The following is a 21,396-nucleotide window of genomic DNA, read 5'->3' on the forward strand; positions in this document are numbered from 1 at the left end:
CCGATAAATGGAATATAATAATAATTTTAATATGATTATCGGAACTCAATTGACAGTTCCCACCTCTTCGACTTAGCTGATGACCAGTTCGGGAAGGGGCCCGGCAAGGGTCCCGATCAGTGAAGGAGCTGTTTCATGGCATGGCGCATCGGTGTTGATTCCGGGGGAACGTTCACCGACGTCTGCGTATTCGACGACGCGACGGGCGAGGTGGTGATCTGGAAAGTGTCCTCGACACCTGATGATCCGTCGCGCGGAATCACGCAGGGCGTCGAGGAAGGGTTGCAGCGCGTCGAAGGCGCGGCCGCCGATGTTTCGTTCCTCGGCCATGGCACGACCGTCGCCACCAATGCGCTCATTCAGGGCAGGGGCGTGCGAACCGGCCTGATCACGACGGAAGGTTTCCGCGACCTGCTCGAGATCGGCCGGCAGAAGCGGCCGGACCTCTACGACTTGCAGGCCGACAAGCCCGAAACGCTCGTGACGCGCGACCTGCGCATCGGCGTGTCCGAGCGCCTCCTCGCCGACGGACAGGTGGAGACCGCGCTGGACGAGGAAGCCTTCCGCGCCGCCGTCGCCCGCCTCAAGCAAGAGGGCGTGCGCTCGGTCGCCGTCTGTTTCCTTTATTCCTTCCTCAACGCGGCTCACGAGGAAGCGGCGGCGCGTATCCTGGCAGCGGAATTCCCGGAGGCCTTCGCGGCGGTCTCGCACCGCATCGCGCCCGAGTTCCGCGAGTTCGAACGGCTTTCGACCACGGTCGTGAACGCCTATCTCGGCCCGGTGATGCAGGTTTACGTGCAGGCGCTCAAGCGCAAGATCGCGGGCCTCGGCATCACCGTCGCGCCGCAGTTGACGCAGTCGAACGGCGGCGTGATCGGTTTCGACACGGCGGCGGAGCTGCCCGTGCGCACGGTGCTCTCAGGCCCGTCCACCGGCGTCGTGGCGGCCCAGGCGCTCGGGCGCATGACCGGCATCAACGACCTGATCACCTTCGACATGGGCGGCACCTCCTCCGACGTGGCGCTGCTCACCGGCGGCCGCTGCCGCGTGGTGAACGAGGCCGTGGTGCACGGCTACCCCCTGAAGACGCCCATGCTGGACATCCACACCGTGGGTGCGGGGGGCGGCTCCATCGCTTATGTCGACAGCGGCGGCCATCTGAAGGTCGGTCCGCGCAGCGCCGGCGCCAATCCGGGGCCGGCCTGCTACGGCCTCGGCAACGACGAGCCGACCGTGACGGACGCCAACGTGCTGTTGCAGACGCAGAACCCCGAATATCTGCTCAACGGCCGCATGAAGATCGACCGGTCGCTGTCGCGCGCCGCCGTCGCGCGGCTTGCGGACAAGCTCGGCATGGGCGTGCTGGAGACCGCGAGCGGCATTCTCGACATCGTGACCGCCAACATGGCCAAGGCCATCCGCGTCATCTCGGTGCAGCGCGGCTACGACCCGCGCGATTACGCCCTCGTCGCCTTCGGCGGCGCAGGTCCGGTGCACGCCGCGCGCCTGGCGCGCGAACTGGGCATGAAGCGCATCCTCGTTCCCCGCACGCCGGGCGTGCTGTGCGCGCTCGGCCTGCTGATGACGGATCTGCGCACAGATTTCTCGGCCACGCAGATGATCCGCTACGGCGACGCCACCCCCGAATCGGTGGCGGAGACGTATGCGGCCCTGACCGCGCAGGCCGATGCCTGGTTCGGTCAGGAAGGCATCGCGACCGAAGCGCGGCGCATCGAGCGCAGCGTGGACGTGCGCTATGTCGGCCAGAATTACGAGATTCCGGTCGCACTCCCCGAGGGGCCGGTGACGCAGGCCAGTCTCGATGCCCTGCGGCAGGGTTTTCTCGACGCCCACCGCCAGCTCTACGGGTTCGTCGCGGAGAACGAGCCGATCCAGTTCGTCACCTTCCGTCTGTCGGCGATCGGGCTCGTCGACAAGGCCGCGTTCCCGCCGCAGGAGGATGCCGGCCCGGATGCCGGCGCCGCCGTCACGGGCAAGCGGGATGTCTGGATGGTGGAGGCCGGCGGCTTCATCCCGGCCACGCTCTACAACCGCGACCTGCTGCGCCCCGGCAACCGGATCGAAGGCCCGGCCATCATCGACCAGATGGACACCACGACCGTTCTGCCTCCGGGGCTCGTCGCCATCGTCGATCCTTATCTGAACCTCATTCTGGAGTCCCGGTAATGCAACAGTCCTCGCCGAAAGCCGAGGTCGCCCCGGCAAGCCGCCTCAATCCGATCACCATCGAGGTGATCGGTTCGGCCTTCGCCTCGATCGTGGAAGAGATGGGCGAGGCGCTGGTGCGCGCCAGCTACTCCACCAACATCAAGGAACGGCGCGATTGTTCGACCGCGCTGTTCGACGCGCAGGGGCTGATGCTGTGCCAGGCCGAGCACATTCCCATGCACCTCGGCAGCTTCATCGATTTCATCCCCCACCTGCTGAAGCATTACGGGCCGGAGAACATCGCTCCGGGCGATATCTTCATGGGCAACGACGCCTATGAGGGCGGCGGCACGCACCTGCCGGACATCGTGGTGGCGGAACCGATCTTCGCGGACGGCGAACTGGTCGCCTGGGCCATCAACACCGCGCACCATTCGGACTTCGCCGATCGCGGACACGCGCACATCTATCAGGAAGGCCTGCGCATCCCGCCCGTCCGCCTCTACGACAAGGGCGTGTTGCAGGAGGACGTGCAGCGCCTGTTCCTGCTGAACTGCCAGGTGCCGGCGGAGCGCATCTCGGACCTGCGGGCGCAGACGGCGGCCAATCGCCTCGGCGTGACCCGCATGGCGGAACTGTGCGCGAAATACGGCACCGGCACCGTGCTGGCGGCCGGCTCCGAGCTCATGGACTACGCCGAACGCAAGATGCGCGCCGGCATCAGCGCGATTCCCGATGGCGTCTATCGCTTCAGCGATACATTCGACAGCGAATCTCTGGCCGTGCCGCTGGCGTTTTCCGTGACGATCGAGGTGAAGGGCGACGAGGTTCATCTCGACTTCGTGAGTCCTCCGCAGGTGCGCGCCGGCCTCAACGTCGTGTACACCGCGTTGCTCGCCACCGTGTATTATGCGGTCAAGACGGTCGTCGATCCCACCATCCTGCCGAATGCCGGGCTGGCGCGGCCCATCCACGTCACGGCTGAGGAAGGCACGATCCTGTGTTGTGCGCATCCGGCGGCGGTCGATGGCCGCATCACCGCCTGCCAGCGCGTCGTCGACCTGATCCATGGCGCGTTCGCGCAGGTCGTCCCTCACCGGGTGACGGCCGCGGCCAACGGCTCTGTCGCGGTCGCGAGCTTCGACGGCCGCCGCGAGGACAAGTCGCTCTGGGTCTACCTGGAGACGATCGGCGGCGGCAACGGCGCGCGTTTCAACAAGGATGGCCTCGACGGCGTTCATGTCCACATGACCAACACCTCGAACCTGCCCGTCGAGGCCATGGAGACCGAATACCCGATCACGCTCATGCGCTACGAGCTTGTGGACGGCTCCGGCGGCGAGGGCGCCTTCGTCGGCGGCCTCGGCCTGCGGCGCGTCTACAGGGCCGAGGCGGAATGCCGCGTTCAGGTAATGGGCTCGCGCCTCGTCTCGCGCCCGTGGGGGCTGGACGGCGGCGGCGGCGGCGCCTCCGGTTACTTCACGCTCAACGGCGACCGCGGGGCCTTCGAGAACGGTTCCGCCGACCTGAAGCCCGGCGATCTGCTCGAGATCGTCACGCCGGGGGCGGGCGGATACGGCCCGGCCGGCCGGCGGGATCCTGAGACGCGCAAGCGCGATATCCGCGAGGGCCGCTTCGCCGCCTGAAGCGTTTTCACGCAAAGCGGATGCCGCTTTGCGTGAAGAAAACGCGTAAAATCAAAATCCTGAAGCATTTCGACGTTTCAATGAATGTCGAAATGCTTTGGCGTCGGCGTCTTCTCCCCTGCCGCGATTGACACACGCCGCCGAACGCGTCACATGAGAAAAAAAAGGGCGGTCTTCCGCCCTTTTTTTCAAAGACTTGTCCGTAGCGACTGTATCGCGGGTCCGTGCTGTCATGAACAAGAAGGCGTCATCCAATGTTCAGCGCGCCGCTGAGATCCTGATTACCCTCGGCGGTGCGGGCACGGCGGGCATGAGCCTCGCCAGTCTCGCGGAAGCGACGGGAGACGCCAAGTCCGCCGTGCATCGCGCGCTCGTCTCCCTGGCGGAATACGGCCTCGTGGACCAGACCGGCAGACGCGGCAACTACCGGCTCGGCCCGGCCATCTATGCGCTTGCCCATCGCACGCCGTCCATCAACGATCTGGTGACGGTCTTCCGGCCCGCGCTGATGTCGATCACCGCCGAAACGGGGCTCTCCAGCTTTCTGATGGTGCGGGCGGGGCTCGATACCGTCTGCCTCGATTTCCAGACGGGTGTGATCACGGCGCAATCCCTCATCCAGGGCGTCGGCGGGCGCCTGCCGCTCGGCGTCGGCCTTGCCGGCGTGGTGTTGCTGGCCATGATGCCGCCGGAAGCCTGCGAACGCGCCCTGAAGCTCAACGAGCCGCGCTATGGCGTCTGGAGCGTGGACCCCGCCGTGATCCGCGCGGAGATAGCGCAGTTCCATCGGGACGGCTTCGTCTACGGCCGGCGCGACGCCATGGACATCGCCAACCTGACGCTCTCCGTGCCGGCGCATTCCGAATTGCTGTTCAACTGCGAGGCGGCCGTATCCGTGCTGGCTCCCATCGGCGGCCTCAAGGACGACGCCGTGAGCGACATCGCCCGCATCATGCGCCAGCACCTCGACCGGCCCGTCGCTCAGCTCAACGCGCTTTAGAGCATTTCGGCGTTTCGTTGAAACGCAGAAATGCTCTATCTTATTGACTTGACGCGTTTTCTTTACGCAAAGCGGTATCCGCTTTGCGTGAAAACGCTTTAGATTTTTTCGTTCTGATTGAATCGAAAAGCTGAATAACTCCGGGGTGCTGCGGCATGTCCGGCACCTGCGGTCGCGAAGCGCGCAACGCCGCCACCTTCGCGCAGTCATGAAGCCCGGGCCCGGCGGCTGCGCCATCCGGTCGAGGCGCTGCCGGACGATGTTCGAATGCATTCACGCGCGGCACGATGACCCGTCATGAGGATTATCGCGATAATCGTAAGCGAGGAAGATCGTCTCATCATGCGGGTGAGCGAGGTTCCTTGCCGCCGGCCGCTTCAAGCGTTGCCATGGCGAGCGCGTAACCCTGTTCCTGATTGGCGCGTATGGCGATATCCGAGAAGTCGTAGTCGCGCGATGACGGCTCACCCGGTTGCCCCTGGCGGATGAAGCGGGTGATGTTGGTGCCGGCGCCGTCGCCCATCAACTGGATGTAGAGGGGCCGCTGGCGGATTCTGGCCTGAATCTCGGGATCGATCAGATCGAAAATGCCGCCGATCAATCTCCGGTAGGCCCCGGTCAGTTCGCGAACCCTGAGGTCGCTGCGGACGCGCTCCGAATAGACGATCTCGTCGCGCCGGGCCATGACGTCCATGAGATTGTTCGGGCGCTGACGCCGGTTGGCGAAGAGATCGACGATGAAGACCCGCTTGCCGTCCGGGCCGCAGCGTTCGATGACGATGTCGAGCGGCGAATTGCTGACGATGCCCCCGTCCCAGTAGGCCTCGTCGCCGATTTCCGTCCATGAGAAGCCGGGCGGAAGGCTGCCGCTGGCCAGCACGTGATCGGGCGTCAGATCGTCGACGTAGCTGTCGAATATCTCCAGTTCGCCGGATTCCACATTGACCGCGCCCACCAGCAGCCGCACCGGGCTCGTCTTCAGCTTGCCGAAGTCGACATAGCGGGCAAGCAGCGCCTTCATCGGGGCGACGTCGTAGAAACTCGTCCAGTTTGTCGGCTGCATGGGCGAGGTCAGCGCCTGCAACCATCGCGGCGTGAAGAAATTGGGCACGCCGAACGTGAGGATCTGCATGGCCGCAATCGCGCGGGCCAGATCATCCCCGAGCATCGGCAGGGTCGGTATCGCAAGCTCCGACCAGAACGATTGCAGCGCCTCCGTCGCGCACCGGGGATTTCCGGCGATGACGGCGCCGTTGAATGCGCCGATCGAAATGCCGGCGACGATATCGGGGTAGAGGCGCTTTTCCTCAAGCGCCTTGACCACGCCGCATTCGAACGCGCCCATCGCGCCGCCTCCCTGAAGGACGAGCACCGTCTGGGCCGGAATGTCGTGAAGCGAGAAGCGCGCATCCGGCAGCCGATGCTTCACGTCGCGCAGGTTGACGCGGTAGCGGATCAGTCCCTCCGCGCCGCGGGTTTCCTCCGCCGGCCGCCCGGCCGAGAACAGGGCGCGGCTCACATCGTCCTTGAGATAGAACAGGGCAAGCCCTCCATCCGCCAGGGAGCCGCGCGCTATCCGCTCGTCGGCCTCTTCGGGCGCGCCGAGAACATTGAAGCTGATATCGCCGATGTCGCAGAAGAAATAGGACACCTCGTCGTAGCGCCGGCGCTGGCCGAGCATGTTGCGGGCGGCGAGCCTGCCCTGTTTCACGGCATTGTCCCAATGCTCGATATGCCGTCTGCGGGCGAAGACGGGATCGTGGAAACGGGTGATGTCGCCCGCCGCGAAGACGCCGGGAACGCTGGTTCTCAACTGGTCGTCGACAAGCACGAGGCCATCGTCGTCAAGCGCGATGCCGCTGCCGGAAAGAAACTCCGATGCGGGCTCGACACCGATGCCGACGAAAAGAAGATCGCAGGGGAGGTGACGCCCGGAAGCCGTTTCAATGCCGCTGAGCCTGTGGGATCCGTGGATCGCGGCGAGGACGTCCGACAGTATGACGGTGGCGCCGTGTTCTTCGGCATGGCGTCGGAAATAGTCCGATATCTCCGGCGCATGGACATAGGGCAGGACATGATCTTCCCGTTCGACAAGGGTGACGTCGAGCCCGAGAGCGATCAGCGCGGTGGCGATCTCCATGCCGAGGAAGCTTGCGCCGAGCACCACGGCCCGCCGTGCTCCGGCCTCGACCTCACGGCGGAGCAGCTTGCAGTCGTCGATGCTCCGCAGGTAGTGAACGCCCGGCAGGTCGGCGCCCGGCAGGTCGGCACCCGGCAAGGCGAGGCGTTTCGGCCTGACGCCGGTCGCGATCAGCAACTGTCCGTAGCGGTAGCGCTCGCCCTTCGTCGTCGTCACCAGCCGCGCCGCCGGATCGACGGAGGATACCGGCGATTGCAGTGCCAGCCCGATATCCTGCTCCTGATAGAAGCTTTCCGGGTGCAGCAGGATCTGCTCTTCCGACGATATGCCCAGCAGCAACTGCTTCGACAGCGCCGGCCGAAGATAAGGCGGATGATTGTCGGCTGAAAGAATGAGAATCGACCCCGCGGCATGTTCCAGCCGCAACGTCGTGGCGGCTATCGCCGAGGCCGCGCCTCCACCCAGCAGCAGGTAATCGATCTCTTGCGTCGTCATGGCGATTTCGTCCTTTTTCCGTCCCGTAACGGCCTTCGGCTTTCTCCGTCATGCGCCGGATGGACACGCCGCACCGTCCTGCCGCTTTGTTCGACGATGTGAGCACGAACGCCTCTCCATGACCATGATCAATGACCATGATCAATCTCCACCGATCGACGGTCGGCGTCTGTCCAGGATGATGTCTCTTGTGCAAGAGGGCCGCCGCCATGACTCAATCGCCGTGCGCAGGCGCCGGAAAGGAGGTCCGGGACGCGCAGGGTCCTGGATGCGCGTCCCGGCGATGTCCGGCGACCGGGGGGATGCGGCCGGACATCGTTCTTTCCCTCACCCGCGATGCGCCGGTGAGGAAGTGGCATGCCCGCTTTTTCCTGATGCGCCCTTGCCGAACAGGCCCTTGATCTTCTCGCGGACCGTCTGGAAGGTGACGTAAAGCATGGGGATCAGGATGATGCCGAGGCTGCTCGCCGCGATCATGCCCATGAAGACCGGCGAACTGACGTTCTGGCGCGCCATCATGGAGGCACCGTTCGCCCACACGAGCGGCACGAGGCCGAGGATGAAGGCGAAGGAGGTCATCATCACCGCGCGAAAGCGCAGCTTCGCCCCGATTTCGGCAGCCTCGCGAATGCCGAGCCCGTTCTCCCGCTGCTCCTTGGCGAACTCGACGATCAGGATGCCGTTCTTCGCCGCGAGCGCGATCAGGACCACGAGGCCGATCTGGCCGTAAAGGTCGAGCGTCAGGCCCCAGGCGACGACGGCCCCGAAGGCGCCGAGCACGGCGACCACGACCGAGAGCAGGACCGGAACGGGAATGGTCCAGCTCTCGTAGAGGGCGACGAGGAAGAGATAGGCGAACAGCAGCGCCAATCCGAGGATGATGCCCGTCTGTCCGCCTGCCTGCCGCTCCTGATAGGACGTGCCCGTCCATTCGAGCGCGTAGCCCGCCGGCAGCACGCCGTTGACGACCGTCTCGAAAGCATCCATGGCGTCGCCGGACGACACGCCCGGCGCGGGCGAGCCGTTGATGGTCACGGCGCGATAGTTGTTGTAGCGCGTGATGACGGACGGGCCGACGACGGTCTTGAGTTCGGCGATGGCCTGCAACGGAACCATCTCGTTGCCGGCGCTGCGAACGTAGATGTCCCACAGGGCGGGGATGTCGCGGCGGTTGTCGACCTCGCCCTGCACGTTGACCTGCCAGGTGCGCCCGAACAGGTTGAAGTTGTTGACGTAGGACCCGCCGAGCGTCGTTTGCAGCGCGGAGAAGATGTCGCTGATGCCGACGCCCAGCGCCTGCGCCTTCTCACGGTCTATGTCGAGATAGAGCGACGGCGCGTTCGCGGCATAGGTCGTGAAGACGCGGCTCAGCGACGGATGCTGGTTGGCCGCGCCGACGACTGCGTTGACAACGCCGCCCATCGTCGCGGGATCGGCGCCCTCGAGGGATTCCACCATGACCTCGAAGCCGCCGCTCGTGGACAGACCGATGACCGGCGGCAGGTTGAACGGCAGGATCATGGCCGAGCGGATCTGCTGCACGCCGCCGAACACCTGACCGATGATGACCTGCACCTTGTCGGCAGCCGCCTCGCGGTCCTCGAAGGGCTTCAACTGCACGATCATGAAGGCGTTGTTGCTGGCCGAGTAGCTGTCGAGCAACGAGAAGCCGATCACCGAAGTGACGTTCTCGACCTGCGGCAGGCCCTTCAGCAGTTCCTCCACCTGCCGCACCGTCTCGCTGGTCCGGGCGACCGACGCCCCGTCGGGCAACTGCACGTTGACGAAGAACGCTCCCTGATCCTCCTCCGGCAAAAAGCCCGAAGGCGTGAGCTTCGACAGGCTGAAGATGCCGAAGGCGCAGATGCCCACGATGACGAGCGACAGCACCGAAAGCCGCAGGGTCTTGCGCACGATCCAGGCGTAGCCGTCGCGCACGCCGTCGATGCGCCGGCTGATCCAGCCCATGATGCCGCGCTTCTCGCCGGTGTGGCGCAGGAAAACGGCGCACAGGGCCGGCGACAGCGTGAGCGCGTTGAGCGCGGAGATCAGCATGGCGACGCTGATCGTCACGGCAAACTGCCGGAAGAGCTCGCCCGAGATGCCGGGGATGAAGCCGATCGGCACGAAGACCGACAGCAGGACGAGCGTGATGGCAATGATCGGGGCCGTCACCTGCGCCATCGCCTTCTTGGTGGCGTCGGCGGGCGACAGATCCGGCTCTTCCTCCATCACGCGCTCGACGTTTTCCACCACGACGATGGCGTCGTCGACCACGATGCCGATGGCGAGCACCAGGGCCAGCAGCGAGACGGTGTTGGCGGAATAACCCAGCACCAGCAGCGCCGCAAAGGTGCCGATGATCGAAACCGGAACGGCGATGATCGGGATGAGCGTGGCGCGCAGGTTGCCGAGAAAGACGAAGACGACGATGGCGACGAGAACGAAGGCTTCGATCAGCGTATGGATGACCGCCTCGATCGTGTCGTACACGAAGTCGGTCGAGTCATACATGATCTGCGCCTTCAGCCCCTCCGGCATGCGGGCCTGAAGCTGCTCGATCTTCGCCGTCACGGCGCTGGAGACGTTCAGCGCATTGGCGCCCGGCGACAGGTACATGCCGATGGCGACGGACGGATTGCCGTTGAGCCGGTTCAGTGAATCGTCGTTCTGGGCGCCCAGCTCGACGCGGGCGACATCCCTGACCTTGAGCACGGAGCCGTCCGGGTTGGCGCGCAACACGACGTTGCCGAACTCCTCGGGCGTGGTCAGGCGTCCCTGCGTCTGCACGTTGAACTGGAACTGCTGGTCGTCGGGAACGGGACGCGCGCCGATGCGGCCCACGGGCGCCTGGACGTTCTGGGCGGAGATGGCCCTGATCACGTCCGAAGGCACCATGCCCAGGCTCGACAGGCGCTCGATATCGAACCAGACGCGCATCGAGTAGTTCATGCGGCCGAACAGCGACGCCGAGCCCACGCCCGGCGTGCGCGCCAGCTCGTCAAGCACGTTGATCGTCGCATAGTTCGTCATGAACAGCGGATCGTATCGCTCGTCCGGGCTGCTCAGCGTGATGAACTGCAAAATGGAGGACGATTTCTTCTGCACCGTGACGCCGAGCGCCTGGACCTCGGCCGGCAATTGGGACAGGGCCGTCTGCACGCGGTTGTTGACGTTGACGGTGTTTATGTCGGCATCCGAACCGAGCGCGAAGCTGACGGTGAGCGTATAGGTGCCGTCGTTGCCGCTGGTGCTCTTCATGTAGAGCGCCTTGTCGACGCCGATGACCTTCGACTCGATCGGTTGCGCGACGGTGGCTTCCAGCACTTCCGCCGAGGCGCCGGGATAGTTCGCGGTCACGGAAACTTGCGGCGGCACGATATCGGGCAACTGCGACACCGGCAGGCTGGTGAGGGCCAGCGCGCCGGCGATGGTGATGACGATGGCGATGACGATGGCCAGCCGCGGCCGGTCGATGAAGACGTTTGAGATCATGGTCGTCAGCCTCGCGCCGCCTGCCGGGCGGGAAGCGGCTGCGGTGTGACCGGCGCCTGCGGCCGCACGCGCTGGACACCCTCGACGATGATCGTGTCACCGGCGGCGAGCCCCTCCACGACGGTTGCCGTGCCGGCGCTCGACTGGCCGAGCCTGATCCGCCGCACCCCGGCGACATTCTCCTTGTTGACGACGTAGACATAATCGCCCTGCTGGTCGATCAGCACCGCGGCGCGCGGGATCGCCAGCACCTTCTGCGGAGTGACGGCTTCGAGAATGACGCGCACGAACTCGTCGTTGAACAGCTCGCGCCGGCCGTTCTCGCGGGCGGGGTTCGGGATCGACCCGCGCAATGTGATCGAGTCGGTCGCGGAGGCAACGCTCACGTCCACGAAACCGAGCGTGCCGACCTGATCGTAGACGCGTCCGTCCGGGAGGCGCAGCCGTATCCGCAGCGCCTTGCCGGTGCCGCCTTCGGCGGCGTATTTCTGCTGTAGTTCGATCAGCCGGCGTGTGGGCACCGGGAAGGTGACATGCATCGGGTCCTGGCTGACCACCGTCGCCAGCGGTCCCGACGTTGCCGAGACCACGTTGCCGACGGTCACGGAGGCGCGGCCGATGCGGCCGTCGATCGGCGAGCGGATCTCGGTGTAGTCGAGGTTGATCTGCGATACGTGCAGCGCCGCCTCGGCGGAACGAACCTGCGCGGCGGCGGTTCTCCGCGCCGCGAGCGCATTGTCCAGCGCGCTTTGCGATCCCGAGCCCGATCTGCGCAACTGCTCGGCGCGATCGAAGGCGGTATTGGCATTCTCGTGTTGCGCCTGCGCCTGAGCCACCGCTGCTTCCTTCGCCTCCACATCCGCCTCATAGGGCGGACGCTCCAGCCGGAAGAGAAGATCGCCCTTCTTCACATCGGCGCCCTCGACGAACAGTTGCTCCTCAAGAAAAGCGGATACGCGGGCGACGATGTTGACCCGGTCGATAGCCTCGACGCGGCCGTTGAACTCCGTCGTCTCGGTCATGTCGGTTTCCCGGACCGTGACGACGCCGACAGCCGGTGGACCTCCCCCGCCGGGCATCTGGGCCAGGGCGGGGGCGGAGAGCGCGATCAGACAGCAGGAGGCCACGAGTCCGTGGAAGGATTTGGGCATGGAGGTTCCTCGATTGACATTTCGCGATCTTTATATATACAATCACAACGTTTGTAAATCGGCATTCACGAGACCCCTCGCGCCTCGCTCGGCGCGTGGCAATGCAGGGGCAATCTCGAACGGATCTTGCAGCCGCCGGACCGATTTCACCGGCTCAGGAGAAAGTCATGAAGCGGATTATTGATATAAGAAAAGTTCTTCTCGCAGGCGCCACCGTTGTCGGCATTGCCGCGTCGGGCGCCGCCTCCGCCGCCGATCTGCCCGCCCGACAGGTCGCGCCGGTCGCTCCGGTCGCGTATGCGCCGGCGTTCACCTGGACCGGCTTTTATGTCGGCGTCAACGCGGGTTACGCGTGGAACACGAATGAAGACAACGACGTCTATGTCAACGGCGGCTACTACAAGTCGGGCAACGACGACGGCGGCTTCACCGGCGGCGGCCAGGTCGGTTACAATTACCAGATCAACCGGTTCGTCGTCGGTCTCGAGGCGGATATCAACTACGCCGATCTGAAGGGCGATAACAACGCCTGGAGCTATTCCGGTTCTGGTTCTTCCTCGCACGGCATCGAGTGGTTCGGCACCGTTCGCGCCCGCCTCGGCGTGGCTTTCGACCGCGTACTCGTCTACGGCACGGGCGGCTTCGCCTATGGCGGCGGCGGCGACAGCAACGGCTTCGTCTACAATGGCGCCTATTACTCCCAGGACGACGATACCCGCACCGGCTGGACGCTCGGCGCCGGCGTCGAATATGCCTTCACCAACAACATCACGGCGCGCGTCGAGGGTCTTTATGTCAATCTCGGCAAGGAAGATCGGAAATTCTATGCGCCGACGGTCTACAACAAGCGCGAGGATACCGAGTTCGCGGTTATCCGCGCTGGTCTCAACTATAAGTTCGACACCTTCTGATCCCGCTGAAGCTTGGAGCGTTTTCACGCAAAGAGGATACCGCTTTGCGTGAAGAAAGCGCGTCAAGTCAATAATATAGAGCATTTCGGCGTTTTGTTGAAACACCGGAATGCTCTAGAGTGGCGTGCATTCAAGCGGAATCGTCACGCCGCTCCAGATTTTATATTTTACCGCAACTTGCGTTCAAATCGATCAATCGACTTGAACGCAAACTGGTCTAGATCCGACAAGGAAACGCCCCGGAAGGCGACATCCCCGGCACGCCGAGGGGCGATCGCGACATGTCAAAATCCCGAAATTACGGTTGCGCCGAAGATTCGCGACAATATGCAGGGCCGTTTCCGACGATTGTCCGGAGAGGGTTGTTTGCCAAGTTGCCATTGCGATGATAGAAACATACCGTATGTTTGATCGAGTGGATGGCATAAGGCAGGGCAATGAGGCGAACCAAGGAACAAGCGGCCGAAACGGGACGTCAGATCCTGGAGGCAGCGGAGAGTTTATTTCTCGACAAGGGATTCGACAAGGTCAGCCTCGAAGAAATCGCCGCTGCGGCGGGCGTGACGCGTGGCGCGGTTCACTGGCACTTCAAGAACAAGCAGGGGCTGCTCTTCGCCCTTCGGGACAATGCCCAGGAGCCGTTCCGAAAACTCGCGCGGGAACTCTCGGAACATCCTGATTCCGCCTCGCTTGAAAAACTTGGCGATCTCATTGCGAAAATGTTCGAGCAGTTGCAGACCGACCCTCGCCGACAGGGGCTGCTGCGCGGCATGATGCGGCTCGATATCACCTTGGCCGACAACGCCGAGGAGGGCGGCAGCACCTTCCGCGAGGAGATGTACAAGCTCCTCGTCCAGATCTTCCAGGCCGCCGAGCACGATACCGGCCTGCCGCCGCCGTGGACGCCCCGGACTGCCGCCGTGGCGCTGAACGCCACCCTTTCCGGTCTCGTGGGGGAGTGGGCGCTGGGCAAGGGGCGCGGCCAGTTGGTGCCGGAAGGGCAGGCATTCATCAAGATGATCCTGTCCTTCTGGGCGCAAAAGTAGCGCATCTCTCTGATATCGAAGCGCCGTAGCAGCCGAGGCGCATCCGCAACCGGCCGCAGCTCGATGCCCGTGTCGACGCCATGCATGGCGTGCAGTCGGGGGCTTGCGCGAAATTCATTTACAAACGTGTCGTGTGTATATTAAAAAACAGGAACCTTGATTGAGGATTCCTCATGTCCCGATTCTCCCACGGACTTTCGGCTGCGTGGTGTGCGTTTCCGCCCGGCCTGCCTCGCAGACGGCACCTGACGCCCTCGGGCAGGTGCCATGACGGCCCGGAATGCGCGGATGGCCGGAATGACGGAGTTCGGGAGTTTCAACCATCGGGCAGGTCGGGAAGATGAACGTGCAACGAAAAATCAGAGCATCCCGCGCCGCGATGTTCGGCAGCTTCTTCCTGATGGCGACAACCCTGTCGGCGCCCGCGCACGCGGAAACGATGCTCGGCGCGCTGGCGAAGGCCTACGCGGCCAATCCGACTCTCAACGCGCAACGCGCGACCCTGCGCGTCACCGATGAGAACCTGCCGCAGGCGCTTGCAGGTTATCGGCCGACCGTCAACGCTTCCGGTACTGCGTCGGTGGCGCGTACGGACACCAGATATCCCGGTTCTCGTTCGACGGAAACCCTCTATCCAAGTTCGTTCGGCATCCAGATCGACCAGAACATCTTCGACGGCAACAGGACCCGCAATTCGGTGCGAGCGGCCGAATCCCAGGTGCTCGGGGGACGCGAGCAACTGCGCAATACGGAGCAGAGCGTCCTCCTGAACGGCGTCGCCGCTTACATGAATGTCTTGCGCGACACCGCGGTTCTCAACCTCCAGCGCAACAACGTCGAGGTGCTCGAGGAGCAACTCCGGCAGACGGAGGATCGCTTCGGCGTCGGCGAAGTGACGCGCACCGACGTAGCCCAGGCGGAAGCACAGCTCGCCAGCAGCCGCGCGGATCAGACTGTCGCCGAGGCAAACCTGCGCACAAGCATCGCCATCTATCGGCAATATATCGGCGAGACGCCGCGCAAACTGGGACCGGGCACTTCTGCGGAGCGTCATCTGCCGAAATCTCTCGAACAGGCGATCCGCATCGGCCTTGCCGAGCATCCGGCCATCATCGCCGCTTTGCACGGTGTGGATGTGGCCGAGTTCCAGGTCAAGGTCGTCGAGAGTGCGCTCTATCCGCAACTCGGCGTCAGCGCCGGCCTGACGCGCAGTTTCGACTCTTCCAGCACGCGCGACAGTGTGGTGACATCCGGCACCATCGTAGCCCAGTTGCGCGTTCCGATCTACGAAGGCGGCCTCGTCTATTCCCAGACGCGGCAGGCTAAACAGCAGGCCGGGCAGCAGCGGCTACAGGTGGATATCACGCGCGATCAGGTGCAACAGGCCGTTGTGTCCGCCTGGGCGAACCTGGAGGCGGCAAAGCAACGTATCGCGGCGGCGCAGGCCGCGGTCGCGGCCAACGAAATCGCCCTCTCCGGCACGCGCGAGGAAGCCAAGGTCGGCCAGCGCACCACGCTCGACGTGCTGAATGCGCAGCAGACGCTGCTGAGCTCGCGCGTGTCGCTGGTGACGGCGCAGCGCGACCGCATCGTCGCTTCCTACGAGGTGCTGAACGCCATCGGCCGGTTGTCGGCGGAGGGGCTCGCTCTCAAGGTCGCACGGTATGACGCCCGGCGCCATTTCGAGCAGGTCAAGGGCAAGTGGATCGGTACGACAACGCCTGACGGGCGCTGACAGCCTCTGCGGCGAAAGCTGGCTTATGCAGATCGATGCTTATCCGAACGGGCTGTAACGGTTAAATAAGGGTGGTAAAAGCGCGGAGATATGGAACAACGGCATGAGAGCGCCTGTTTGCCTTGACGGGAGCGGCTTCGTTTCCGGGGACGGCTCGCGATTTCGATGGCGGCGGCCGCGTCGTGTGGCCGGCAAGGAGAAAAGACATGAAGATCGATCTTTCCGATAAAGTGGCCATCGTCACGGGCTCCACGGCGGGCATCGGCCTCGCCATCGCCCGCGGGCTGGCGATGAGCGGCGCACGGGTGGTCGTCAACGGGCGCGGCCAGGCGGCTGTCGACCGGGCGGTTGCGGCTATCGCGACCGAGACGCCCGATGCGACGGTCGTCGGATTTGCGGCGGATCTCGGTACGGCCGAGGGCTGTGCTGCTCTGGCCGCGGCGCATCCGGCGTGCGACATTCTCGTGAACAATCTCGGCATCTACGGGCCGCAGGACTTCTTCGAAACCCCTGACGTCGAATGGACGCGCTTCTTCGAGGTGAACGTCCTGTCGGGCGTGCGTCTGTCGCGCGCCTGGCTGCCGGGCATGGCGCGCAACGGCTGGGGCCGTGTCGTGTTCATTTCCTCGGAATCGGCCCTGAATATCCCGGCGGACATGATCCACTACGGCTTCAGCAAGACGGCCTTGCTGTCGATCGCGCGCGGGCTGGCCAAGCGCATGGCGGGCACCGGCGTGACCGTCAATTCCGTCCTGCCGGGGCCGACTCTTTCGGACGGGCTGGCCGACATGCTGAAGGACGAGGCTGAAAAGACCGGCAAGCCGCTCGAGACCCTTGCCGCCGAATTCGTGCTCGCCAACCGGCCTTCCTCGATCATCCGCCGCGCGGCGACCGTCGAGGAGGTCGCCAATATGGTCGTCTATGTCTGCTCGCCGCAGGCTTCCGCCACCACCGGCGCTGCGCTGCGCGTCGATGGCGGCGTGGTCGACAGTCTGTGAGGGAAGGGACGACGACCGATACGCGCAAACACGCTTTCGTCGGTCGCCGGGATGTCTTTGTCTTGCGGCTTCAGGCGTTCTCCGGCGGTAAACGGGCATGGCCGGGCGTGCGCAGCGCTTGCCGGCCGAATATTCGATCTCAATGGTCGGGCCGATCAGAGGGTAATGATGAAGATCCGAGGGCGAAAATCCGCCGGCCCGTCGGAAATGCAGCGCGCCGCGGGCGTCTCCCTCAAGTCGCGTCAGTTCCGAGCGCCGGAGCCGGTTGGCGGGCTTTCCGATTAAATGAAATCATGTAATCGGCAAGAAACCGCTCAAAAGCGGGCATCCAGGATATGTCCTGTTTCAATCTGAACAGGACATGTTCCAGAGCACCGCATCAGGCGGGACGACGCCCGGCGTCGGCCTGCCTGTCCGGTCGTTCACGCGCCCGAGTATTTCACGGTGCATCCATAGGGCCGCGTGACGGCCTGCGGAACCGGCTTGCCCTCGCTGACCGCGAGAAAGGCGTTGCGGAAATAGGGCTGCGCCTTCTCGATGTCCTCGATCCGGGTGGAGGCGATGCTGTCGATGCCGCCCTGGTAGCGCAGGACGCCTTCCGCATCGATGACATACATGTGCGGCGTCGTCTGCGCGGTGTAGGCGCGCCCGATGGTTCCTTCCGGGTCGAGGATGATGCCGGTCGGCGCGGCGTTGCGGCTGGTGGTCAGTTCGTTGGCCTGGGCGGCGTCGACATGTCCCTGCTCGCCTGGCGCGGAGGAAATGACGGACAGCCAGATGGCGCCGGCGGCCGTCACTTCCTTCTGCAAATTCGGGATACTGGCGGAATTGTAGTGCTTGCGCACGAAGGGGCAGTCGTGGTTCGTCCACTCCAGCACGACGATCTTGCCTTTCAGGCTCTCCAGATCGCGCGTGACGCCGGTGGTGTCGGTCGCGCTGAAGGCGGGCGCCGGCTGGCCGACCTGCGGGGCGGCGAGCGCCGGCCCGCTGCGCAGCAGCGCGGCGCCGCCGGCGGCAAGCGCGCCGAAACCGGCCGCGGCGCCGACCAGCATGCTGCGGCGGTCGATCGTCATCGGGGGGAGAAGGGAAGGCTTGTTGTTCATGAAGCAAGTCTCCGTTTGGGGGTGAGGGTCAGTTCATGACCGTTCGCCGGATTTCTTCCACGACGGTCGCTTCCGTCAGCACCGGGGGCAATACGACAGGCTCCCCGCCGCTTCCGGGATAAAAGGCGTAGAAGGGCAGGCCGTCGCGGTTGAAGCTGCGCAGGAAGGCCGTGATCTCGGGGTCGTGATTGGTCCAGTCGCCCTTGAGATAAGCGATGTCGTGCCTGTCGAACGCCTCCCTGACGGTGGCGGTCGACAGCGTGGTGCGTTCGTTGACGAGGCAGGTGATGCACCACGCCGCCGTCATGTTTACGAATACCGGTTTTCCCTCCTCGCGCAGGGCGGCGAGCTTTGCGCTGCTGAAGGGCTCCGCGCCCCCGGCCGTCGTCGCATTGCGCAACGCACCGCCCGAAAGCCTGGCGACCGAAGTGGCCTTGATGGCGAGCACCGGAAACACGCAGGGCATGAGATTGAGGATCAACCCGCCGACAAAGGCGAAGACCGCCGCTTGCCACAGCGGCAGGTTCTCCATGCCGCCGGCGACAGCGCCGATGCCGGAGACGCCGGGGCCCGACGCACCGGCCGCGCTTCCCACAGCGGGCGTCACCTCGAACCAGCGCGTCTGTCCGCCGCCGTCCGTGACGGCGAGGAGGCCGGCCACGTTGATCTGCGGGCTGAATGTCATGCCCCTTTCCATGGCGAGGCTCAGCCTGCCGTCTTCCACATCGAGCCGCTGTTCGGCGGCATGCGTGATCACGCCCCATTCTTCGGGATAGAAAAACGCCGATTGCACCGATGCCCGCGACAACCCTTCGCCTTCGACGGTCAATGCAAGCGCCGGCCCTTCTTCCGTCAGGCCGGCCGTCCACCGGCTCGCCACCGGCAGGCGCTCGTCGGTCGCCGCGAAAGCCGCCGCGACATCTCTTCCCGCCGCAACCGGCGTGGCCGCGATGGGCAGGTCGAGGCTGAAGCTGCCGGACTCTGGAATGCATTCCTTTTCGCACACGAGCCAGTCGGCCTTCGCGGCGACGGCGAAGATCCCGCCGGGGGCGGCCGACTGCGGCACCGTTATCGTAACGGGAAGAACGATCTCGTTCTCATAGCCGAAATTGCGCACCGGGCCGACCGGGATGCCGTCGGGGCCGGGCCAGGCGATCTCGCTTGCGCTGGCGCCTTCCGGCAGGTCGAAGGCGATTTCCGGCGGTGCGCCGGCGTCGCCGGGGTTCTTCCAGTAGGTATGCCAGTGCGGCGCGAGCTTCTGCCGCAGCCCGATGCGGAAGCTCTGGCCCGGCGACACGCCGTCGTGGTCGCTGATGAGCGTGACGGTGGCGCGTGGACTGGTCTGCGCCGCGCTTTCGGCTGCCTTGCCGACGGACGGCAAGACAGCAAGGACGATGGCCGCCGCCAGGGTGGCGATCCGCAGCCGCAGGCGCGGCTTCCGTCCCGCTGGCGTGTGAGGTGACACATCGTGGCAGTGCATTGCCCAACCTCTCGCAATAGCCGATCCGAAACCTGTCAGGATGTTGTGCAACGCACAATAGCACGAGAATGCGCCGTTTCTTAATAATATTGCCATTCCGGCATTCAAAAATTCGTAATTGAACATTAAATGGATTTCATGTTTGCTCTAAATTTAAGCAAAATTCATCCAGACAGAAAAAATTTACATGTAAATTATGTATTTATTGACAAAAATTATATAATAATTCAATGAGAATGATCGTCAGTTGCATCGTTTTCAGGTTTTATTACTTCATCAAACGAAATATTCCCCGGGGCGCTTTCCGTGCAAACGGAATCGTTTGAACGATCGGAATTCGCTCGGGAGATGGAATCCGGAATATGGTTCGTGTTCGGGTCTCTTCGATATCCGGTTCTCCAGCTGGATTGAAATGGTCTTTCGACTCATGCATCGGCGGCGCATCGGATGCCGATCTGGCGATGGCCCTGCGACGGCTCGTTGGAGAACCCGTTGCGGTGGGAGGCCGAGAGTTTTTCCGCGTCGTTGTCGTATTGGTAGTCGCCGCCGCGCGTCACCCGCTCGCCGGGTGTGCCGGGCGCTTCACGTCCGTCTGCGACGTCGTAGGGGTAGGGACGCTTGAGCGTGGACGTCCACTCCGCCACTGATCCTGCCATGTCCAGCACGCCGAAGGGTGAGGCGCCCGCCGGCAGCGAACCCGCCGGCGCGGTGGCGTCGGGGTTTCGGTTGACATGGGCGCAGGTGGCGTCCGGCAGTTCCTCGCCCCACGGATAGCGCCGGCCGTCGGAACCGCGCGCGGCCGCCTCCCATTCCGCCTCGGTCGGCAACCGGCCGCCACGCCAGGCGCAATAGGCGCGGGCGCCGGCCCAGGTCGTCTCGGCGACCGGGTGGTCTTCGAACCCTCGGGCCGGCACGAAGCGCGTCCCGTCATGGCCGATGCGCGCGTTTTCGTCGTTCAGCGCGATGATGGGATATTGATTGTGAAAGCCCCACCGCTGCTCGCGCAGCAGGCCCGCATCCTCTCCCATGCCATCGGTGAGTTCGCCGCCCGCGAACGGTCCCTTTACCCGTATGCCGAGAAGGTTGAGATATTCCACGAATGCGGCGTTCGTGACCTCGGTGCGGTCGATGCGGAAGGCATCCAGTCTGACGGAATGAGCCGGCCTCTGATCCGCCGCGGCATCGTTGCGGCCGATCGTGTAGGCGCCGGCGGGAATTGTGATCATCTCCGCCCGGGCCTTCAGCGACAGCGGCGCATTCGCGGCTGTCGGCGCCGTCGCCGGCCGAAGGGCGGAGAAGTCCGGCGGCGCGAGCTGCGCCGCGGCGTCGGACAGCGCCGCGAGCGAAAACGAAATGACGAGGGCGACCCAGCCCGGCAGCCGCGCGTCTTGCCGGGACACCCGGATGCGAAGCGGAAAGCGTTCAGGAATTGCGGAGCGCGCGGTGAGGCGCGCGGGATGGGTGATCATCGTCGTGTCCTCCGAATCTGATGGTACAGGCTCGACCTTGCGCCCGCGCGCTGTCGTGCGCAGCCATATTGAAACTTTACCATTGCGTTTGGGATGGATAATTATCAATCGACATAACCCACCTTTCGGAATTGTCGAAAACTGGACCAGTTCGACCTGCTGCGCCTCTATGTGGCCATCGCCGATCAGGGCAGCCTGTCGGCCGTGGCGCGCGTGCAGGCTCTCTCTCCCTCGACGATAACGCTTGGTCTTCAAGGGCTTGAGGAGCGGGTGGGCGTGCGTCTCGTCACGCGCACGACCCGGCGTCTGTCGTTTGCGCCGGAAGGGGAGCGTTTCCTCGCCGATTGCAGGCGCATCCTGGCCGATCTCGATGATGTGATGGACGGCTTGGCCGACAGGGGGCCGATACAGGGCGAAATCCGCGTGACCGCAACCAACGATTTCGGCCACGCAAGGAATTTCCCCCTCGGTTTCCCGCCGCCGGCGGCGGCCCCGAACCGGAAACCGCTCCACCGTTCCTCCATCGGATCGAGGCGGTGAGCTGTCCCGCGGATCGGC

The 21,396-nt window shown here is 64.4% G+C and carries 14 protein-coding genes; 8 read left to right on the forward strand and 6 right to left on the reverse strand.

Translation table 11 applies throughout. The features are described from left to right. Positions 1-135: 135 nt before the first annotated feature. The 3 genes from ACOYJQ_RS14305 to ACOYJQ_RS14315 all read left to right on the forward strand — a co-directional run bounded on the left by ACOYJQ_RS14305 (position 136) and on the right by ACOYJQ_RS14315 (position 4,815). Positions 136-2,187 (forward strand): hydantoinase/oxoprolinase family protein, encoded by a 2,052-nt coding sequence (locus ACOYJQ_RS14305; protein ID WP_433459295.1) that lies wholly within the window; start codon positions 136-138, stop codon positions 2,185-2,187. Further along, positions 2,187-3,815 (forward strand): hydantoinase B/oxoprolinase family protein, encoded by a 1,629-nt coding sequence (locus tag ACOYJQ_RS14310; RefSeq protein WP_433459296.1) that lies wholly within the window; start codon positions 2,187-2,189, stop codon positions 3,813-3,815. The genes ACOYJQ_RS14305 and ACOYJQ_RS14310 overlap by 1 nt, the downstream gene beginning before the upstream one ends. A gap of 232 nt (positions 3,816-4,047) precedes the next feature. After that, positions 4,048-4,815 (forward strand): IclR family transcriptional regulator, encoded by a 768-nt coding sequence (locus ACOYJQ_RS14315; RefSeq protein ID WP_433459297.1) that lies wholly within the window; start codon positions 4,048-4,050, stop codon positions 4,813-4,815. A 340-nt stretch (positions 4,816-5,155) separates the two neighbouring features. Here the strand turns inward: ACOYJQ_RS14315 and ACOYJQ_RS14320 are convergent, their stop codons facing one another. From ACOYJQ_RS14320 to ACOYJQ_RS14330, 3 genes are all read right to left on the reverse strand, one after another. Beyond that, the gene (locus ACOYJQ_RS14320; RefSeq protein ID WP_433459299.1) at positions 5,156-7,450 is read right to left on the reverse strand and encodes an FAD-dependent oxidoreductase; all 2,295 of its coding nucleotides are present in this window, start codon (positions 7,448-7,450) and stop codon (positions 5,156-5,158) included. Between the two features lie 327 nt (positions 7,451-7,777). Further along, positions 7,778-10,945, reverse strand: a complete 3,168-nt coding sequence (locus ACOYJQ_RS14325; protein WP_433459300.1) for an efflux RND transporter permease subunit — start codon at positions 10,943-10,945, stop codon at positions 7,778-7,780. 5 nt (positions 10,946-10,950) lie between these two features. Then, positions 10,951-12,096 carry an efflux RND transporter periplasmic adaptor subunit gene (locus ACOYJQ_RS14330; protein WP_433459302.1) on the reverse strand — a complete coding sequence of 382 codons (1,146 nt, stop codon included), beginning with the start codon at positions 12,094-12,096 and terminating at the stop codon, positions 10,951-10,953. Between the two features lie 167 nt (positions 12,097-12,263). Here ACOYJQ_RS14330 and ACOYJQ_RS14335 point away from each other — a divergent pair, with 167 nt between their 5' ends. The 4 genes from ACOYJQ_RS14335 to ACOYJQ_RS14350 all read left to right on the forward strand — a co-directional run bounded on the left by ACOYJQ_RS14335 (position 12,264) and on the right by ACOYJQ_RS14350 (position 16,786). Beyond that, positions 12,264-13,007 carry an outer membrane protein gene (locus ACOYJQ_RS14335; RefSeq protein ID WP_433459304.1) on the forward strand — a complete coding sequence of 248 codons (744 nt, stop codon included), beginning with the start codon at positions 12,264-12,266 and terminating at the stop codon, positions 13,005-13,007. A gap of 437 nt (positions 13,008-13,444) precedes the next feature. Beyond that, positions 13,445-14,053, forward strand: a complete 609-nt coding sequence (locus ACOYJQ_RS14340) for a TetR/AcrR family transcriptional regulator (protein ID WP_433459305.1) — start codon at positions 13,445-13,447, stop codon at positions 14,051-14,053. Between the two features lie 340 nt (positions 14,054-14,393). Next, positions 14,394-15,788 (forward strand): TolC family outer membrane protein, encoded by a 1,395-nt coding sequence (locus tag ACOYJQ_RS14345; RefSeq protein WP_433459306.1) that lies wholly within the window; start codon positions 14,394-14,396, stop codon positions 15,786-15,788. 206 nt (positions 15,789-15,994) lie between these two features. Beyond that, positions 15,995-16,786: an SDR family NAD(P)-dependent oxidoreductase gene (locus ACOYJQ_RS14350; protein ID WP_433459308.1), complete on the forward strand. Its 792-nt coding sequence runs from the start codon at positions 15,995-15,997 to the stop codon at positions 16,784-16,786. 422 nt (positions 16,787-17,208) lie between these two features. On the opposite strand, the gene ACOYJQ_RS14355 is transcribed toward ACOYJQ_RS14350, so the two are convergent. The 3 genes from ACOYJQ_RS14355 to ACOYJQ_RS14365 all read right to left on the reverse strand — a co-directional run bounded on the left by ACOYJQ_RS14355 (position 17,209) and on the right by ACOYJQ_RS14365 (position 20,838). Then, entirely contained in the window at positions 17,209-17,889 is a 681-nt protein-coding gene (locus ACOYJQ_RS14355; protein WP_433459309.1) for a redoxin domain-containing protein, read from the reverse strand. Between the two features lie 28 nt (positions 17,890-17,917). Beyond that, positions 17,918-19,369 carry a thioredoxin family protein gene (locus ACOYJQ_RS14360; RefSeq protein ID WP_433459310.1) on the reverse strand — a complete coding sequence of 484 codons (1,452 nt, stop codon included), beginning with the start codon at positions 19,367-19,369 and terminating at the stop codon, positions 17,918-17,920. A gap of 425 nt (positions 19,370-19,794) precedes the next feature. Then, a complete protein-coding gene (locus tag ACOYJQ_RS14365) occupies positions 19,795-20,838 on the reverse strand; it encodes a formylglycine-generating enzyme family protein (RefSeq protein WP_433459311.1) in 1,044 nt (347 codons plus the stop codon). A gap of 159 nt (positions 20,839-20,997) precedes the next feature. On the opposite strand from ACOYJQ_RS14365, the gene ACOYJQ_RS14370 reads away from it, so the two are divergent. After that, positions 20,998-21,378, forward strand: a complete 381-nt coding sequence (locus tag ACOYJQ_RS14370; protein ID WP_433459376.1) for a LysR family transcriptional regulator — start codon at positions 20,998-21,000, stop codon at positions 21,376-21,378. Positions 21,379-21,396: the final 18 nt, after the last annotated feature.

It is taken from the genome of Pseudochelatococcus sp. (assembly GCF_050946405.1).
Classification (GTDB): domain Bacteria; phylum Pseudomonadota; class Alphaproteobacteria; order Rhizobiales; family Beijerinckiaceae; genus Pseudochelatococcus.

What these genes read in the sequence shown, in the direction of transcription:
- ACOYJQ_RS14305 (WP_433459295.1), top strand. Translation starts at nt 136, where the DNA reads ATGGCATGGCGCATCGGTGTTGATTCCGGGGGAACGTTCACCGACGTC.
- ACOYJQ_RS14310 (WP_433459296.1), top strand. Translation starts at nt 2,187, where the DNA reads ATGCAACAGTCCTCGCCGAAAGCCGAGGTCGCCCCGGCAAGCCGCCTC.
- ACOYJQ_RS14315 (WP_433459297.1), top strand. Translation starts at nt 4,048, where the DNA reads ATGAACAAGAAGGCGTCATCCAATGTTCAGCGCGCCGCTGAGATCCTG.
- ACOYJQ_RS14320 (WP_433459299.1), bottom strand. Translation starts at nt 7,450, where the DNA reads ATGACGACGCAAGAGATCGATTACCTGCTGCTGGGTGGAGGCGCGGCC.
- ACOYJQ_RS14325 (WP_433459300.1), bottom strand. Translation starts at nt 10,945, where the DNA reads ATGATCTCAAACGTCTTCATCGACCGGCCGCGGCTGGCCATCGTCATC.
- ACOYJQ_RS14330 (WP_433459302.1), bottom strand. Translation starts at nt 12,096, where the DNA reads ATGCCCAAATCCTTCCACGGACTCGTGGCCTCCTGCTGTCTGATCGCG.
- ACOYJQ_RS14335 (WP_433459304.1), top strand. Translation starts at nt 12,264, where the DNA reads ATGAAGCGGATTATTGATATAAGAAAAGTTCTTCTCGCAGGCGCCACC.
- ACOYJQ_RS14340 (WP_433459305.1), top strand. Translation starts at nt 13,445, where the DNA reads ATGAGGCGAACCAAGGAACAAGCGGCCGAAACGGGACGTCAGATCCTG.
- ACOYJQ_RS14345 (WP_433459306.1), top strand. Translation starts at nt 14,394, where the DNA reads ATGAACGTGCAACGAAAAATCAGAGCATCCCGCGCCGCGATGTTCGGC.
- ACOYJQ_RS14350 (WP_433459308.1), top strand. Translation starts at nt 15,995, where the DNA reads ATGAAGATCGATCTTTCCGATAAAGTGGCCATCGTCACGGGCTCCACG.
- ACOYJQ_RS14355 (WP_433459309.1), bottom strand. Translation starts at nt 17,889, where the DNA reads ATGAACAACAAGCCTTCCCTTCTCCCCCCGATGACGATCGACCGCCGC.
- ACOYJQ_RS14360 (WP_433459310.1), bottom strand. Translation starts at nt 19,369, where the DNA reads ATGCACTGCCACGATGTGTCACCTCACACGCCAGCGGGACGGAAGCCG.
- ACOYJQ_RS14365 (WP_433459311.1), bottom strand. Translation starts at nt 20,838, where the DNA reads ATGATCACCCATCCCGCGCGCCTCACCGCGCGCTCCGCAATTCCTGAA.